Source organism: Mycobacterium sp. (assembly GCF_002863225.1).
In the GTDB taxonomy this organism is placed as follows: domain Bacteria; phylum Actinomycetota; class Actinomycetes; order Mycobacteriales; family Mycobacteriaceae; genus Mycobacterium.
This window is the reverse complement of sequence record NZ_PKEK01000051.1, coordinates 129,166-144,579: the sequence shown is the minus strand read 5'-3', so window position 1 is coordinate 144,579 and position 15,414 is coordinate 129,166. Positions and strand designations below refer to the sequence as shown.

17 protein-coding genes are annotated in these 15,414 nt (G+C 67.3%); 8 read left to right on the top strand and 9 right to left on the bottom strand.

Annotated elements, in window-relative coordinates:
* Positions 1–6 precede the first annotated feature (6 nt).
* Both CYU59_RS17855 and CYU59_RS17850 read right to left on the bottom strand, forming a co-directional pair.
* Positions 7–939, bottom strand: a complete 933-nt coding sequence (locus CYU59_RS17855; RefSeq protein WP_293000830.1) for a class I SAM-dependent methyltransferase — start codon at positions 937–939, stop codon at positions 7–9.
* 64 nt (positions 940–1,003) lie between these two features.
* Entirely contained in the window at positions 1,004–1,660 is a 657-nt protein-coding gene (locus CYU59_RS17850) for a class I SAM-dependent methyltransferase (RefSeq protein WP_293000828.1), read from the bottom strand.
* A 77-nt stretch (positions 1,661–1,737) separates the two neighbouring features.
* Between CYU59_RS17850 and CYU59_RS17845 the strand changes: the two genes are divergently transcribed.
* Positions 1,738–2,601, top strand: a complete 864-nt coding sequence (locus tag CYU59_RS17845) for an AraC family transcriptional regulator (RefSeq protein ID WP_293001179.1) — start codon at positions 1,738–1,740, stop codon at positions 2,599–2,601.
* 7 nt (positions 2,602–2,608) lie between these two features.
* Here the strand turns inward: CYU59_RS17845 and CYU59_RS17840 are convergent, their stop codons facing one another.
* The gene (locus CYU59_RS17840; RefSeq protein WP_293000826.1) at positions 2,609–3,529 is read right to left on the bottom strand and encodes a class I SAM-dependent methyltransferase; all 921 of its coding nucleotides are present in this window, start codon (positions 3,527–3,529) and stop codon (positions 2,609–2,611) included.
* Between the two features lie 12 nt (positions 3,530–3,541).
* The gene (locus CYU59_RS17835; protein ID WP_293000824.1) at positions 3,542–4,453 is read right to left on the bottom strand and encodes a class I SAM-dependent methyltransferase; all 912 of its coding nucleotides are present in this window, start codon (positions 4,451–4,453) and stop codon (positions 3,542–3,544) included.
* 313 nt (positions 4,454–4,766) lie between these two features.
* Between CYU59_RS17835 and secY the strand changes: the two genes are divergently transcribed.
* The 6 genes from secY to CYU59_RS17805 are packed head-to-tail and all read left to right on the top strand — an operon-like array spanning position 4,767 to position 9,296.
* Entirely contained in the window at positions 4,767–6,092 is a 1,326-nt protein-coding gene (gene secY, locus CYU59_RS17830; protein WP_293000822.1) for a preprotein translocase subunit SecY, read from the top strand.
* Positions 6,089–6,634, top strand: coding sequence for an adenylate kinase (locus CYU59_RS17825; RefSeq protein WP_293000820.1), 546 nt, complete (start codon positions 6,089–6,091; stop codon positions 6,632–6,634). The genes secY and CYU59_RS17825 overlap by 4 nt, the downstream gene beginning before the upstream one ends.
* A 2-nt stretch (positions 6,635–6,636) precedes the next feature.
* Positions 6,637–7,437: a type I methionyl aminopeptidase gene (gene map, locus CYU59_RS17820; protein ID WP_293000818.1), complete on the top strand. Its 801-nt coding sequence runs from the start codon at positions 6,637–6,639 to the stop codon at positions 7,435–7,437.
* 59 nt (positions 7,438–7,496) lie between these two features.
* Positions 7,497–8,030, top strand: a complete 534-nt coding sequence (locus CYU59_RS17815; protein WP_293000816.1) for a sigma-70 family RNA polymerase sigma factor — start codon at positions 7,497–7,499, stop codon at positions 8,028–8,030.
* A complete protein-coding gene (locus tag CYU59_RS17810; RefSeq protein WP_293000814.1) occupies positions 8,027–8,734 on the top strand; it encodes a zf-HC2 domain-containing protein in 708 nt (235 codons plus the stop codon). The genes CYU59_RS17815 and CYU59_RS17810 overlap by 4 nt, the downstream gene beginning before the upstream one ends.
* Before the next feature lie 43 nt (positions 8,735–8,777).
* A complete protein-coding gene (locus CYU59_RS17805; RefSeq protein ID WP_293000812.1) occupies positions 8,778–9,296 on the top strand; it encodes a MarR family transcriptional regulator in 519 nt (172 codons plus the stop codon).
* Here CYU59_RS17805 and CYU59_RS17800 read toward each other — a convergent pair.
* Entirely contained in the window at positions 9,293–10,519 is a 1,227-nt protein-coding gene (locus CYU59_RS17800) for a GAF domain-containing sensor histidine kinase (protein WP_293000810.1), read from the bottom strand. The genes CYU59_RS17805 and CYU59_RS17800 overlap by 4 nt on opposite strands.
* Positions 10,516–11,175 carry a response regulator transcription factor gene (locus CYU59_RS17795; RefSeq protein WP_293000808.1) on the bottom strand — a complete coding sequence of 220 codons (660 nt, stop codon included), beginning with the start codon at positions 11,173–11,175 and terminating at the stop codon, positions 10,516–10,518. The genes CYU59_RS17800 and CYU59_RS17795 overlap by 4 nt, the downstream gene beginning before the upstream one ends.
* A gap of 92 nt (positions 11,176–11,267) precedes the next feature.
* On the opposite strand from CYU59_RS17795, the gene CYU59_RS17790 reads away from it, so the two are divergent.
* Complete coding sequence (locus CYU59_RS17790; protein WP_293000806.1) at positions 11,268–11,780, top strand: haloacid dehalogenase; 513 nt, start codon at positions 11,268–11,270, stop codon at positions 11,778–11,780.
* Here CYU59_RS17790 and mmsB read toward each other — a convergent pair.
* From mmsB to CYU59_RS17775, 3 genes are read right to left on the bottom strand one after another with little or no spacing between them, the layout of a single operon-like run.
* Positions 11,777–12,658: a 3-hydroxyisobutyrate dehydrogenase gene (gene mmsB / locus CYU59_RS17785; protein ID WP_293000804.1), complete on the bottom strand. Its 882-nt coding sequence runs from the start codon at positions 12,656–12,658 to the stop codon at positions 11,777–11,779. The two genes, CYU59_RS17790 and mmsB, sit on opposite strands and share 4 nt — an antisense overlap.
* 11 nt (positions 12,659–12,669) lie before the next feature.
* The gene (locus CYU59_RS17780) at positions 12,670–13,839 is read right to left on the bottom strand and encodes an acyl-CoA dehydrogenase family protein (protein ID WP_293001177.1); all 1,170 of its coding nucleotides are present in this window, start codon (positions 13,837–13,839) and stop codon (positions 12,670–12,672) included.
* Positions 13,840–13,851: 12 nt separating this feature from the next.
* Positions 13,852–15,372 carry a CoA-acylating methylmalonate-semialdehyde dehydrogenase gene (locus CYU59_RS17775; RefSeq protein ID WP_293000802.1) on the bottom strand — a complete coding sequence of 507 codons (1,521 nt, stop codon included), beginning with the start codon at positions 15,370–15,372 and terminating at the stop codon, positions 13,852–13,854.
* Positions 15,373–15,414: the final 42 nt, after the last annotated feature.

Here is a 15,414-nt window from a genome sequence, read left to right as displayed (position 1 = left end):
TGCCTCCTAGTTCTTGCCGACCAGCGTTCCGCTGACGTAGAGCCGGTCGGCGAACGGCAAATCATCTTCGAGCAGCGGCTCAAGACCATTGGCGGCGAACAACTCTCGGATGGTGCTCCCGCCCATCTGCCAGCCCAGATCGGCCAGGTACGGCGACGCTTCGTTGCGGTCGCCGTCGTAGACCAACTGCGTCATGTCCAGATCGAGTCCGTGTTTACGCCAGCGCTCGGCCACCAGCTGCATCCGCGCCCGGATCCGCTCCCGGTGGGCTTCGTCACGGGACGGTCCGCTCTCGGTGGCGATCCGGCTTCCCGGGGCGCTGAGCGCGGTGATGGTGTCCAACAGTCGATCCTGCGCATCGGGCGGGAGGTAGCCCAGCAGGCCCTCGGCGCTCCAGGCGCTGGGCAGGCCGGGGTCGAAGCCTGCGGCCTTCAGCGCCGCCGGCCAGTCGTCGCGCAGATCGATGGCCACCGTGCGCCGCTGCGCGGTCGGCTCCGCGCCCAGCTCGGCCAGCGTGCGCGACTTGAATTCGATGACCTGTGGCTGGTCGATCTCGTAGACGACGGTGCCGTCGGGCCAGGGTAGGCGGTAGGCCCGCGAGTCGAGCCCGGACGCCAGGATCACCGCCTGACTGATGCCCGCGGCCGTCGCTTCGATGAAGAACTCGTCGAAGAACTTCGTGCGGACCGCCATGTTGTCGGTCATTCGCTGGGCGCTGGGCGCCGCGCCGTCCTCCTCGAGGTCGGCGGGGGACAACTCGCCGGTCGCCAGCTTGGTGAACAGGTCGAGGCCCACCGCCTTGACCAACGGTTCGGCGTACGGGTCGTTGATCAGTGGCTGATCGGCCTTGGTGGCCATCGCGCGGGCCGACGCGACCATCGTCGCGGTCGCGCCGACGCTCGATGCCAGGTCCCAGGTGTCGTCGTCGGTGCGTGCCATCGCCGTCCCTTCGCCTCGAGGCCGAGTGGTTATTTAGCCAATATAACGAGGCTACCATCGCGGGTTAACGGGGCCGGGTCGCGCGGTAGAACGCGAGGTGTCCGATGACGGGGTGCCGTCGTGTGCCGGCCTCGGTGCAGTCGAATCCGGCCGTGCTGAGCAGGTCTGGGATCGATTCGCCGAAGTGCGCGGCGGCGTGCCGGCGTCGCGCAAGGAACCGCCCGAGCGGGCCGTGCGGCTCGGTCGCGTCGGCGTCGACGTCGACCACGTGTAGGCGGCCGCCGGGACGCAGCACCCGGAACGCCTCGGCCGCCGCGGCGGCTTTTGCCTGGCTGTCGAGGTGGTGCAGCATCAACGACGACAGCACCCGGTCGAATTCGGCGTCGGCGTACGGTAGCTGTTGGGCGTAGCCGTGGTCGAAGCGAATCCCGTTCTGATGGTCGATCTTTCGTCGCGCGCGAGCCAGGGCGAGCGGGTCGGGGTCCACGCCGACCACGTCCGCCGCGGGTCGCGAACGCTTGGCGCGCAGGGTGAGGTTGCCGGTTCCGCTGCCGATCTCCAGCACCCGATGACCGTCGGCGAGTTCGGCCTGCTCCACCAGCGTCCGGTGAATTCTGCCGATGCCCAGCGCGCGTGACAGCACATCGTAGGCGGGCAGCAGGGCGTCGTGCTGGGCGGCGGGCATGTAGTCGTGAGGATGATGTTTGGTCATGTCATTCATCCTCGGATACCGGGGCTGAACAGGTTTGAGTGATCTTTGACGATACTTGGACTATCTTCGGTTCAATGCCTGAAGAGATGGCCGCGCCGACGAGGCTGATCCGGCACCGCAGCGGAGTGCCTGTCTACCAGTACCGCACCGACCCGCACACGCCGCCGTTGTCGGTGATCCGCCGAGGCGGCCAGGTGCGCAACCACGGCCGCCACATCCACGATTTCCCGGCATTGTGGTACCGGCCGGCGGTCGGGTCGGTGTACGTGGTGGCGGCCGGGGAGGTGCTCGACCCGCAGAAGCTCGGCGACCTCGACGGTGGAATTGGGGTGCTGTTCGATCCGGCCGCGCTGGGTGAGGATGCGCAGTCGCCCTGGCCGACCTGGCGGACGCATCCCCTGCTGTTCCCGTTCCTGCACGGGCAATCCGGTGGACTACTACGGCTGGATTTGCCGAAAGCTCGCCGGCCGAACTGGGATTCGGCGATCGAATCGATCGAGTCCGAACTCGCCGAACACCGCGAGGGCTACCAGCAGGCCGCCTTGGCAAGTCTCACTCTGCTGCTGATCGACGTCGTACGGCTGGCCGGAGATGTCGTCGGCGACCTGCGCCGCAGCGGCGAACCCATGCTCGCGGAGGTCTTCGCGATCATCGACCGACGGCACAATGAGCCGCTGTCACTGCGGGATGTCGCCCACGAGGTCGGTATGACGGCCGGGCATCTGACCACCGTGGTGCGCCGCCGAACCGGCCGCACCGTGCAAGAGTGGATCATCGAACGCCGGATGGCGGAAGCACGGAAGTTGTTGACCGACAGTGACATCGCCATCCAGGAAGTCGCGATGCGAGTAGGCATCCCGGATCCGGGCTATTTCAGCCGGTTGTTCCGCCGCAAGCACGGCGCCTCGCCACGCAGCTGGCGTGACTACAGCGGGTTGGCGCGCAACTAGGTCGGCGTCACGGCAGTTCGGCCGAGACGTACCTGATGTCGCCGAAGACGACCATCGACGGCGCATCCGGGAACTCGAAACCGTTGGCGGCGTACAGCTCCGGCGTGGTGTGCACGGTCGTCTGCCAGCCGCGCTCGGCCAGGTACTCCACGGCGTCGTTACGCTCGCCGTCATAGACCAGTTCAGACCAGTTCAGGTTCAACCCGAGCTTGCGCCAGCGATCACTGATCTCGTTGCCCCGCTTGGCGATTCGATCGCGGATGTCCGGGACGTAACCGGTGCCGATCCGGCTGCCGCTGAAGCTGACTGTGGTGATGGTGTCGAACAACCGGTCCTGCGCGTCCGGCGGCAGGTAGCCCAGCAGCCCTTCGGCGATCCAGGCCGTCGGCCGCTGCGAGTTGAACCCGTTGTCCCGCAACGCTGCAACCCAGTCGTCGCGGAGGTCGACGGCCACCGCTTTTCGGTCCGCGGTCGGGGCCGCGCCCAGGTCGGCCAGCGTGCGGCTCTTGAAGTCGATCACCTGCGGCTGGTCGACCTCGAAGACCGTGGTGCCCGCCGGCCAGTTCAGCCGGTAGGCACGGGTGTCGAGCCCGGCGGCCAAGATGACGGCCTGGCGCACACCCGCGGCGCCGGACTCGGCGAAGAAGTTGTCGAAGAACCGGGTCCGGACGGCCATTCCCTCGGCCAGTCGTTGCGAGGTGAAGGCCGGATCGTCGTCGCCGAGTTCGATCTCGCCGTCGACCATCTTGATGAAGGCTTCCACGCCGACGGCTCTGACCAACGGCTCGGCGAACGGATCGTCGATCAACGGGTTGGGTCCCTTGGACGCCATGGCGCGCCGGGCGGCCACCGCCGTGGCCGTGGCGCCGACGCTGGACGCCAGATCCCAGCTGTCACCGTCGTGTCGGATGGTGTCGTTCGTGCTCATCTGGGGAACCTCCTATCGGCGAGTTGCGATGACGGACACGATGTCCCGGAAGGCGGCGTGCGCGGAGTCGTCCGGGAAGACGCGGCCGTACTCGCCGAACAGGTCCCGGCGGTTGCGCTTCAGCACGTCCCAGCCGTGGCCGGTGAGGTAGTCGGCGACGTTGTTGCGCTCGCCCTCGTAGAACAACCCGGACAGGTCGACGTCGCAGCCGATGCTGGCCCACCGGTCGCTCATCGCTTTACCGCGTTCGGTCATCGTCGGTCCAGTGACCGGGTGGTATTCGGTGGCGATCTGGCTGCCGGGGGCGCTGAGCGCAGTGATGTGGTCGAAGAGCCGGTCCTGGGCGTCGGGTGGCAGATACATCAGCAACCCTTCGGCACTCCACGCCGACGGCCTGGTCGGGTCGAAGCCGCTGGCGCGCAAGGCGGCCGGCCAGTCCTCGCGCAGGTCGATGCTGACCGTGCGGCGTTCGGCCACCGGCTCGGCGCCGAGTCCCGCCATGGTCTGGGTTTTGAACGTGACGACCTGAGGCTGGTCGACTTCGTAGACGACGCTGCCGGCCGGCCAATCCAGCCGGTAGGCCCGGGAATCCAGGCCGGCGGCCAGGATCACCGACTGCTCGATGCCGGCCGCGGCCGCGTTGGTGAAGAACTCGTCGAAGAACCGGGTGCGGACCGCCATCGAGTCGGTCTCGTTCTGCAACTCGGTGCTGCCGTTCTCGCCCGCATCCGCCGGATCGACGTCGCCGTCGACCACACGGGTGAAGAACTCGATGCCCACCGCACGCACCAGGGGAGCGGCGAACGGATCGTTGATGATGGGGTCGGTGTCCTCGGTGGCCAGTGCTCGAGCCGCCGCGACCATCGTCGCGGTGGCGCCCACGCTGGAGGCCAGATCCCAAGTGTCGGTATCGCTGCGCGTCATGATCACCCTCTCTGTCAACACTCAGCTGTAGTCGATTGATATTTAGCCAAGGTAAAGAGCCAATGAAACCTTACGCGCCGTAACTGTGTAAGGGCTGCGAGCGGGGACGGCCCCCACCAGCCGATCGCAGTCCACCCATTTGCGGGCGGGCGCTTCATGCGCTGTTAGTCTCGTAGACTGTCTGACGCGCGCGTGTCCACGTCCTGCCTGCATGTGCCAGGCGCGCGACGCTAGACCATCCAGGACATTTCGGTGCTGGATACACCAGCCAGTAGGCATGCCGCGACCAGAGCTCGGCTGCGCAGGAGGAAGAGTGCTTTCGGCTTTCATCTCATCGCTGCGAACAGTCGACCTGAGACGGAAGATCCTGGTCACGCTGGGCATCGTGGTGCTGTACCGGCTCGGCGCCACGGTGCCGTCTCCCGGTGTGAACTATCCCAACGTGCAGAAGTGCCTCGCGCAGATCAGCGGCGGGGACTCCGCGCAGATCTACTCGTTGATCAACCTGTTCTCCGGCGGGGCGCTGCTTCAGCTGACCGTGTTCGCCGTCGGCGTGATGCCCTACATCACCGCGAGCATCATCGTGCAGCTGCTCACCGTGGTGATCCCGCGGTTCGAGGAGCTCCGCAAAGAGGGCCAGTCCGGCCAGGCCAAGATGACGCAGTACACCCGCTACCTGGCGATCGCGCTGGCCGTCCTGCAGGCCACCAGCATCGTGGCGCTGGCCGCCAACGGCGGGCTGCTGCAGGGCTGCAGCCTGGAGATCATCGCCAACCAGAGCATCTTCACCCTGGTCGTCATCGTGCTGGTGATGACGGCCGGTGCGGCGCTGGTGATGTGGATGGGCGAGCTGGTCACCGAACGCGGCATCGGCAACGGCATGTCGCTGCTGATCTTCGCGGGCATCGCCGCGCGCATACCGGGTGAGGGCAAGAGCATCCTGGACAGCCGCGGTGGAGTGGTGCTGGCCACGGTCTGTGTGGCCGCGCTGATCATCGTCGTCGGCGTGGTCTTCGTCGAGCAGGGTCAGCGCCGCATCCCAGTGCAGTACGCCAAGCGGATGGTCGGCCGGCGGATGTACGGCGGCACCTCGACGTATCTGCCGCTGAAGGTCAACCAGGCCGGTGTCATCCCGGTGATCTTCGCGTCGTCGCTGATCTACATCCCGCACCTGATCACCCAGCTGATCCGCAGCGGCAGCGGGGGGATGGGCAACAGCTGGTGGGACAAGTTCGTCAGCAACTACCTGTCGAACCCCGGCAGCCCGGTCTACATCGGCATCTACTTCAGCCTGATCATCTTCTTCACGTACTTCTACGTGTCGATCACGTTCAACCCCGACGAGCGCGCCGACGAGATGAAGAAGTTCGGTGGGTTCATCCCCGGTATCCGGCCGGGCAAGCCGACCGCCGACTACCTGCGCTACGTCCTGAGCCGGATCACCCTGCCCGGGTCGATCTACCTCGGCGTGATCGCGGTGCTGCCCAACCTGTTCCTGCAGATCGGCAACGGCGGATCGGTGCAGAACCTGCCGTTCGGCGGTACTGCGGTGCTGATCGCGATCGGTGTCGCATTGGATACGGTGAAGCAGATCGAAAGTCAGCTGATGCAGCGCAACTACGAAGGGTTCCTCAAGTGAGAGTCGTGTTGCTGGGGCCGCCCGGGGCCGGCAAGGGGACGCAAGCGGTCAAGCTGGCCGAAAAGCTCGAGATCCCGCATCTGTCCACCGGTGACCTGTTCCGCGAGAACATCGGCAACGGCACCGAGCTGGGCCTGGAAGCCAAGCGCTACCTGGACGCCGGCGACCTGGTGCCGTCCGAGCTGACCAACGAGCTCGTCGACGACCGGCTGAGCAACCCCGACACCGACAACGGTTTCATCCTGGACGGCTACCCGCGCTCGGTGCAGCAGGCCAAGGCGCTGCACGACATGCTCGAGCGTCGCGGCACCCAGCTCGACGCGGTCCTGGAGTTCCGGGTTTCCGAGGAAGTCCTGTTGGAGCGGCTCAAGGCTCGCGGCCGGGCCGACGACACCGACGAGATCATCCTCAACCGGATGAAGGTCTACCGCGACGAGACCGCGCCGCTGATCGAGTACTACACCGATGAACTGAAGACCGTCGACGCCGTGGGTGAGGTCGACGAGGTGTTCGCCCGCGCGTTGCAGGCGCTCGGGAAGTAGCGGTGATCGGCCTGGCCGGCCTGCGCACCCGCAAGGTGGTGGCCCAGCGCAGCGCCGCAGAACTCGACGCGATGGCCGCGGCCGGTGCCGTGGTCGCCGCGGCGCTGGCGGCGGCACGAGAAGCCGCCGTACCCGGAGCCACCACCCACGACCTCGACCAGATCGCCGAGGCGGTGATCCGCGACGCCGGCGCCACGCCGTCGTTTCTCGGCTACCACGGCTACCCGGCGTCGATCTGCTCCTCGGTCAATGACCGCGTCGTGCATGGGATCCCGTCGGCGGCCGACGAACTCGCCGCCGGTGACCTGGTCTCCGTCGACTGCGGCGCGATCCTGGACGGCTGGCACGGCGACGCCGCGATCACCTTCGGGGTCGGGCCGCTGATTCCCGCCGACGAGCTGCTCTCGCAGGCCACCAAGGAGTCCATGGAAGCCGGGATCGCCGCGATGATCCCGGGCAACCGGCTGACCGACGTCTCGCATGCCATCGAGACCGGCACTCACGCCGCCGAAGCCCGCTACGGGCGCAAGTTCGGCATCGTCGAGGGCTACGGCGGGCACGGCATCGGCCGGCAGATGCACATGGACCCGTTCCTGCCCAACGAAGGCGCTCCCGGCCGCGGCCCGCTGCTGGCCGCCGGATCGGTGCTGGCGATCGAGCCGATGCTGACCCTGGGCACCCGCAAGACCAAGGTGCTCGACGACGAGTGGACGGTGGTCACGACCGACGGCTCCCGCGCGGCGCACTGGGAGCACACGGTGGCGGCCACCGACGACGGGCCCCGCATCCTGACACTCGGCTGAACCGAACAGACACCGGGTTCGTGTCATCAGCGGGAAGCTGGTGACCGGGAGGTGTTCGGATGAGTCGAGCCACCGGCACCACTGATGCCGAAACCGCGTTGATGACGTCGCTGTATCAGGAGCATGCCGCGCCGCTGTGGCGTTTCGTACTGCGGCTGACCGGCGACGCCAGCCGCGCGGAGGACGTGGTGCAAGAGACGTTGTTGCGGGCGTGGCAGCACCCGGAGGTGATCGCAAACCCGGACCGCCCGCCGCGGGCCTGGCTCTACACCGTGGCGCGCAACATCGTGATCGACGAGACGCGCAGCGCCCGGTTCCGGACCGCCGGCGGCTCGCTGGACGAACCGGGCGTGCCGGAGCGGGCCGCTCCCGACGAGGTGGACGCGGCGGTGGACCGGCTACTGATCGCCGACGCGATGGCGCAGATGTCAGCGGATCACCGGGCGGTCGTCGAGCGGGCCTACTACCGGGGCTGGACGACGGCTCAGATCGCCGCCGACCTCGGCATAGCGGAGGGGACAGTGAAGTCGCGGCTGCACTATGCAGTGCGGGCGTTGCGACTGACGATGCAGGAGATGGGGGTAACACGATGAACACGACCCACGGTTTCAGTCCGCCGGGCGATGAATTCGCGACGTGGGACGCGGCTTACGTGCTCGGGTCGTTGACGGCCGCCGACCGGTCGGCCTTCGAATCGCACCTGACGGAGTGTGCGTCCTGCCGGGTGGCCGTCGACGAGATCAGCGGCATGCCGGCACTTCTGGGCAGGCTCGACCACGACGCGGTGGTCGCCATGGACACTGTCCAAGACCTCGATACGCCGCCGAACATGTTGCCGGGCTTGATGTTTGCGGTTCGCCGACGCCGCCGTCGCTCGCGTGTGGTGGCCTGGTCGTTGGGGGCGGCGGCCTCGGTTCTGTTGGCGATCACCGTTCTGGTGGGCGTGTTGGGCCATTCGCCGACGGCTCCGCCTCCGCAGGCGAGCGTGTCCGCGCAACCGATGGCTCAGGTCGGCACCACGGCATTGACCTCGACAGTCGCTCTCAGCGGCCAACATTGGGGCACTGCCATCGACCTTCGATGCGTCTGCCTGGCTCCGGTGAATGCCCATCACGACCGGCTGGCGATGGTCGTTGTGGGCCGCGACGGCAGCCACACCCAGTTGGCGACCTGGGTGGCCGAACCGGGTCACACCGCGAACACCGCCGGCAGCATCTCCACCCCGGTCGACCAGATTGCCGCGGTGCAAGTGGTTTACGCAGACACCGGGGCAGTGCTGCTGCAGCGTTCGTTGTAGCCCCGACGCGCGCGTCGTTGTCCCTGGGCTGGTATGAAAAGGCGTGGCCTCATCCAGTGATCGCGGCAGAGCGGACAACCGCGACCCGATCGCCGTCGCGCGGGCCAACTGGGAGCGCGCCGGATGGGGCGGTGTCGCCGAGGGCATGGTCGCGGTGACCTCGGTGATGCGGGCGCACCAGATTCTGCTCGCCCGCGTTGAAAATGCTTTGCGGCCTTATGATTTGAGCTTCTCGCGATTCGAGCTCCTGCGCCTGCTGGCGTTCAGCCGCAGCGGGGCGTTGCCGATCACCAAGGCGTCCGACCGGCTCCAGGTGCACGTCACCAGCGTCACGCACGCCATCCGCCGGCTCGAGGCCAACAAGCTGGTCGAGCGGGTGCCGCACCCGACCGACGGACGGACCACGCTGGTGCAGATCACCGATCTGGGCCGATCGACCGTCGAGGATGCCACCGTCACGCTCAACGAGCAGGTGTTCGCCGACATCGGCATCTCCGAGCCCGAATCACGGGCGCTGGTGTCGTCGATCGAGACGCTGCGGCAGAGCGCCGGCGATTTCTAGTCGATCGGTGAGGGCAACGGGATCGTCGCGGTGACGGCCGTCCCGGAGCCGGGCCGCGACCGGATGTTCAGCGTGCCACCGACCAGCTCGGCACGTTCGGACATCGACAGCACGCCGTAGCCGCCCATCTCGTCACTGCCCAACGGATTCTCGAAGGTGTCGAAACCTATTCCGTTGTCCACGATTTCGAGTCGGGCGGTGGATTCGGCGTCGACGGTGAATCTCAGCCGTGCCACCGACGCGTTGGCGTGTTTGACGATGTTCTGCAGGCCTTCCTGGGCGATGCGGTACAACGCGATCTCGATGTGTTCGGGTAGCCGGACGTCGGCCAGGTCGAGTTCAGTGTCCAGGTGCGGGATCGACCGGGCCAGGCTGGCCAGGCCGCCGGCCAGACCCAGATCGTCGAGCACCGGCGGGCGCAGCCCGCTGATCGCCGCCCGCGCCTCGCCCAACGTCAGGCCGACCAGCTCGCGGGCTTCGGCGAGTTGGGTGGAGGCCTCGCCGGCGTCGGTGCCGATCGCCCGCGCCGCCGCGTCGAGCCGGTAGAACAGCGTGATCAGGCGCTGCGAGATGCCGTCGTGGATGTCGCCGGCGACCCGGCGGCGCTCGATCTCCTGCGCCTCGATCACCTGCTCGACGAACAGCTCGTGGGCGCGCTCCCTGGCCACCAGCTGCCGGTGCAGCCGCGCCTGGTGCATGGCGCCGGCGATGAGTCGGCCGATCACCCGCAGGAGTTCGACGTCGCCGTCGGTGAATTCGCGGCGTGCGACCGTGTGCACGTTCAGCACGCCGACCAGCCCGCCCGGATCGGTCTCCATCGGCATCGACACCATCGAGGTGAAGTCGCGTCCACGCAGCGACTGGATCGGCAGATAGCGCGGATCGGCTTCCTTGTCGTCGGTGATCACGACCGGTTCACGATGACGGGCCACCCAGCCGGAGATGCCGGATCCCAACGGCAGCCGGATCTTTCCCACCGAGGCGTCGAACGGCGGGGTCGCGCCGGCCAGCGTCAGCGAGCGGTCGCCGTCGTCGAGCACGTGCACGAAGCAGACGTCCGCTCCGGTGGCCGCGGTGATCATCCGCGCCGCGGCGGCGGCCAGCGGCTCGACCCCGGGTCCGCTGGAGGCGGCCTGGATCAGTTCGCGCAGCAGCGCCAGTTCGCGATCGGTGTCGACGAGGTCGTGGACGGCGTTGGAGCCGCGCCGCGACGCGGCGCTCACTGGTAGATGCCTTCGCGCAGAGCCGTCGCCACCGCGCCGGTGCGGTCGTTGACCCCCAATTTGCGGTAGATCGAGCGCAGGTGACTCTTGACCGTCTCCTCGCCGATCACCAGCTTGCCGGCGATCCTGCGATTGGACAGCCCGTTGACCATGCAGGACAAGATCTCGCTCTCGCGCTGGGTCAGCCCCTGCCGGGCACCCGGCCAGAACTCGTCGCGCTGCATCCGGGCCGCGGTGTCGGCCGCGCGCGCCGCCATCCCGGGGTCGATCACGGTATCGCCCCGGTGCGCCAATTCCAGCTGGCGGACCAACTCGTCGCTGTTGATGCTCTTGAGCAGGTAGCCGCTGGCACCCACCCGGAGCGCCTGGTAGAGGTACTGCTCGTCGTCGTAGACCGACAGCATCACCACTTTGCGGTCCGCCCGCCGCTCGAGCAGCATCTTGCACAAGTCGAGTCCGCTGGAGCCCTGCATCCGGACATCGGACAGCACGACGTCGGGTTGCAATTCGTCGACGACCTCGACGGCGCGGTCGACGCCCACCGCCTGCCCGACCACCTGCACCCGATCCTTGAAGGCGGTCAGCATCGCTTTGAGGCCCTCGATCACCATCTCGTGGTCATCGACGAGTACGACGCGCACCGGCGCAGAAATCATGGCAACACCCTAGGAGTAGGCAGGTGTCTGATCATCAGAATCCCCCTAATGGGGGAGGCTAGACCGCGGTGGTTCGGGGCACCCTGTCTGACGTGCGAGCCAATGGATCGACTCGTCCAGCCCGGACGTTCTGGTGGGATCGGGAAACCCGGACCGAAGCCGATCGACTACGGGCGGTGATCGTCGACGCCGATTCCGCGCTGGCCGACATCGATTGCGACCACGACGAGTCGGCCAGGACGGATTTGATCGACGCGGTCATGAGTCTCTTCGTCGCCGGTATCTGGGTCAGCGTGGTGAGCGCCCGGCCGCGCGCCCAGGTGGAGACCATGGTGCGCCAACTTCTCGGCGACGGTCTCGTCGAGACCATCGTGACCATCGACGACCTACCCGAATCCGATGGGGGACTGGGTTGTCGGAGCGAGTTGTACCGGCTGGCGCTGTGGGAGATGGGCATCACCCCGCGCGATGCGCTGGCCGTCACCGGTGCGGGCGTGCCCGCCGAGGCAGCGACGGGGTTTCCCGCGGTGGATGTCGCCCATTTGCTGTCGGCGGCCAGTTGCCAGCAGGCTCACCGCCGCTGGTGGATCCGCCAGGCCGCTTAGCTTCGAAGTGTCTCGATGATCGCGCTGAAATCCTTGTCGCCGTTGGTCGTTGCGAACTTGGCGTAGAGGTCGGCGGCGTGCGTGCCCAGCGGCGCGGTCGAGCCGGTCGAGGCGACCGCGTCCATCGCGAGGCCGAGGTCTTTGTTCATCAGCACCGTGGCGAAGCCGGGCTTGAAGTCGTTGTTGGCCGGCGACGTCGGAACCGGGCCGGGCACTGGGCAATTGGTGTGCACCGCCCAGCAGTTCCCGGTCGCGCCGGTGATCACGTCGAACAGCGCCTGCGCCGACAGTCCGAGGTTCTCGGCCAGCACGAACGCCTCGCCGATGGCGATCTGATGCACGGCCAGCACCATGTTGTTGCAGACCTTCGCGGCCTGGCCGGCTCCGGCGCCGCCGCAGTGAATGATCTTGCCCGCCATCGGTTCCAGCACCGGCCGCGCCCGCTCCAACGCCACTCCGTCGCCGCCGACCATGAAGGCCAGCGTGCCCGCGATCGCTCCCTTGACTCCGCCGGACACCGGGGCGTCCAACTGGACCACACCGTGGGAACCGGCCAGCGCATTGACCTCGCGGGCATCGTCGACGGAAATGGTTGAGCTGTCGATGAACAACGTTCCGGTGCCGGCGGCCGGCAGGATCTCGGCGTAGCAGCGCTTCACCAGGTCGCCATTCGGCAGCATCGTGATCACCACGTCCGCCCCGTCGGCGGCGGCGGCGCCGCTGCTCAACACCTCGACGCCGTTGGCGGTCGCGGCCTCCACGGCGGCGGGCACCGGGTCGAAGCCGCGCACGGTGTGGCCCGCGTCGACCAGGTTCTTCGACATGGGGCCGCCCATGTGGCCCAGTCCCAAGAACGCGACAGTGAATGTGTCAGTCATCTGGCCCCTACCTAGGCGCTGGCGCGGACTCGGGCGGCCTCGGCTCGGCCGATGACCACCCGCATGATCTCGTTGGTGCCCTCGAGAATGCGGTGCACCCTGAGGTCGCGCACGATCTTCTCCAGACCGTACTCGCGCAGATAGCCGTAGCCGCCGTGCAGTTGCAGAGCCTGGTCCGCCACCTCGTAACACGCATCGGTGACATACCTTTTGGCCATCGCGCACAGCCGCACTTTGTCGTCGGCGTTGTCGTCCAACGCTGCGGCCGCCCGCCACAGCATCAGTCGTGACGTCTCCAGCGCGGTCGCCATGTCGGCAAGGGTGAAGCGGATGGTGGGCTCGTCGAGCAGGGGAGCGCCGAACGCTTCCCGGTGGGCGACGTAGCTGGCGGCTTTGTCGTAGGCGGCTTGCGCGCCGCCCAACGAGCACGCCGCGATGTTGATCCGGCCGCCGTTGAGGCCGTTCATCGCGATACCGAATCCGCCACCCTCGCCGTCGACGCCGCCGAGCATGGCGTCCGCGGGTACTCGCACCCCGTCGAGAACGACCTGCGCGGTGGGCTGTGCGTTCCAGCCCATCTTCTCCTCGTGCGCGCCGAAACTCAGCCCGGGCGTGCCTTTTTCGACGATGAACGCCGAGATGCCGCGCGGCCCGGGCTTTTCGCTACCACCGGTCCGGGCCATGACCACGTAGACATCCGAGGCGCCCGCGCCGGAGATGAACTGCTTGACGCCGTCGAGCACGAAGTCGCCACCCTGCTTGACGGCCTTGGTGCTCAATGCACTGGCGTCCGAGCCGGCACCCGGTTCGGTCAGGCAGTAACTGGCGATGGCGTCCATCGTGGCCAGTCGCGGTATCCAGTCCTTGCGCTGTTCGTCGGTGCCGAACGCGTCGATCATCCAGGCGCACATGTTGTGGATCGACAGGAAGGCCGCGGTGGTCGGGTCGGCGACGGCCAGCTGCTCGAAGATGCGCACCCCGTCGAGCCGGCGCAGCGCACTGCCGCCGACGTCGTCACGACAGTAGATCGCCGCCATCCCGAGACTCGCCGCCTCCCGCAGCTCGTCGACCGGAAAGTGTTGTGTGGCATCCCATTCCAGGGCGTGCGGGGCCAGCTTCTTGGCGGCGAACGCGGCGGCCGTCTCGGTGATGACCCGTTCGTCGTCATCCAGACCGAACAATTGCATCGCCGCCTACTTCATCGTCGGGATGCTGAATTCGGCTCCGTCTTTGATACCGGACGGCCAGCGCTCGGTGACGGTTTTGGTCTTGGTGTAGAACTGGATCGACGCGGGGCCGTGCTGGTTGAGATCGCCGAAGCCGGACCGCTTCCAGCCGCCGAAGGTGTGGTAGGCCACCGGCACCGGGATCGGCACGTTGACACCGACCATGCCCACCTGGACGCGGGACACGAAGTCACGGGCGGCGTCGCCGTCGCGGGTGAAAATGGCCACCCCGTTGCCGTATTCGTGCTCGGAGGGCAGTCGCAGCGCGTCTTCGTAGTCGTGCGCCCGGACGATGCACAGCACCGGGCCGAAGATCTCGTCGGTGTAGATCGACATGTCGGTGGTGACGTGGTCGAACAGGGTGGGTCCGATGAAGAAACCCTTCTCCAGGCTCTGGTCGTCGAAAGTGAGTTCGTCGGTGGCGCGTTCGCGACCGTCGACCACCAGGTCGGCGCCGGCCTCGACGCCTTGACCGATGTAGTCACGCACCCGCTTGAGCGCGGCCTCGGTGACCAGCGGACCGTAGTCGGCCTTGGGGTCGAGACTGTGGCCCACCCGCAACTGGTTGATTCGCTCAACCAGCCTGTTGCGCAACCGATTCGCAGTTTCTTCGCCCACCGGCACCGCGACGCTGATCGCCATGCACCGCTCACCCGCGCTGCCGTAGCCGGCGCCGATCAGCGCGTCGACCGCCTGGTCGAGGTCGGCGTCGGGAAGGATCACCATGTGGTTCTTCGCGCCGCCGAAGCACTGCGACCGCTTACCGTTGGCGGCCGAGGTCTCGTAGATGTACTGCGCGATGTCGGAGCTGCCGACGAAGCCGACCGCTTCGATGTCGGGGTGATGCAGGATCGCGTCGACGGCTTCCTTGTCGCCCTGGACCACCTGGAACACCCCGGCCGGCAGTCCGGCTTCGAGGAACAGCTCCGCCAGCCGCAGCGGCACCGAAGGGTCGCGCTCAGAAGGCTTGAGAATGAAGGCATTTCCGCATGCCAGTGCGGGCCCGGCCTTCCACAACGGGATCATCGCCGGGAAGTTGAACGGGGTGATGCCCGCGACCACGCCGAGTGGCTGGCGAATGGAATAGACGTCGATGCCGGTGCCGGCGCCCTCGGTGAACTCACCCTTGAGCAGATGCGGAATGCCGATCGAGAACTCGATGACCTCGATACCGCGCTGGATGTCGCCCTTGGAGTCGGGGACCGTCTTGCCGTGCTCCAGGGAGAGCAGCTCGGCCAGCTCGTCGACGTTCTGGTTGACCAGATCGACGAACCTCATCATCACCCGGGCCCGCCGCTGCGGATTGAACGCCGCCCATTCGCGCTGTGCCTTCTTGGCGGAGGCCACCGCGGTGTCGACGTCGGCCGCCGACGCCAGCAGCACCTGCGCCTGCACCTCGCCGGTGCTCGGGTTCAGGACGTCGGCGGTTCTGGTGGACGCGAGATCGCTCCGACGCCCGTCGATGAAGTGCGGAATCTTCTGAGTCATGGTTGTCCCTCGGACATAGATAAGCGCGATGGTTACTAGGAT

Coding starts and splice junctions, on each gene's coding strand:
- CYU59_RS17850 (WP_293000828.1), bottom strand. CDS start 1,660: ATGAATGACATGACCAAACATCATCCTCACGACTACATGCCCGCCGCC.
- CYU59_RS17855 (WP_293000830.1), bottom strand. CDS start 939: ATGGCACGCACCGACGACGACACCTGGGACCTGGCATCGAGCGTCGGC.
- CYU59_RS17840 (WP_293000826.1), bottom strand. CDS start 3,529: ATGAGCACGAACGACACCATCCGACACGACGGTGACAGCTGGGATCTG.
- CYU59_RS17810 (WP_293000814.1), top strand. CDS start 8,027: ATGAACACGACCCACGGTTTCAGTCCGCCGGGCGATGAATTCGCGACG.
- CYU59_RS17795 (WP_293000808.1), bottom strand. CDS start 11,175: ATGATTTCTGCGCCGGTGCGCGTCGTACTCGTCGATGACCACGAGATG.
- mmsB (WP_293000804.1), bottom strand. CDS start 12,658: ATGACTGACACATTCACTGTCGCGTTCTTGGGACTGGGCCACATGGGC.
- CYU59_RS17775 (WP_293000802.1), bottom strand. CDS start 15,372: ATGACTCAGAAGATTCCGCACTTCATCGACGGGCGTCGGAGCGATCTC.
- CYU59_RS17845 (WP_293001179.1), top strand. CDS start 1,738: ATGGCCGCGCCGACGAGGCTGATCCGGCACCGCAGCGGAGTGCCTGTC.
- CYU59_RS17835 (WP_293000824.1), bottom strand. CDS start 4,453: ATGACGCGCAGCGATACCGACACTTGGGATCTGGCCTCCAGCGTGGGC.
- CYU59_RS17815 (WP_293000816.1), top strand. CDS start 7,497: ATGAGTCGAGCCACCGGCACCACTGATGCCGAAACCGCGTTGATGACG.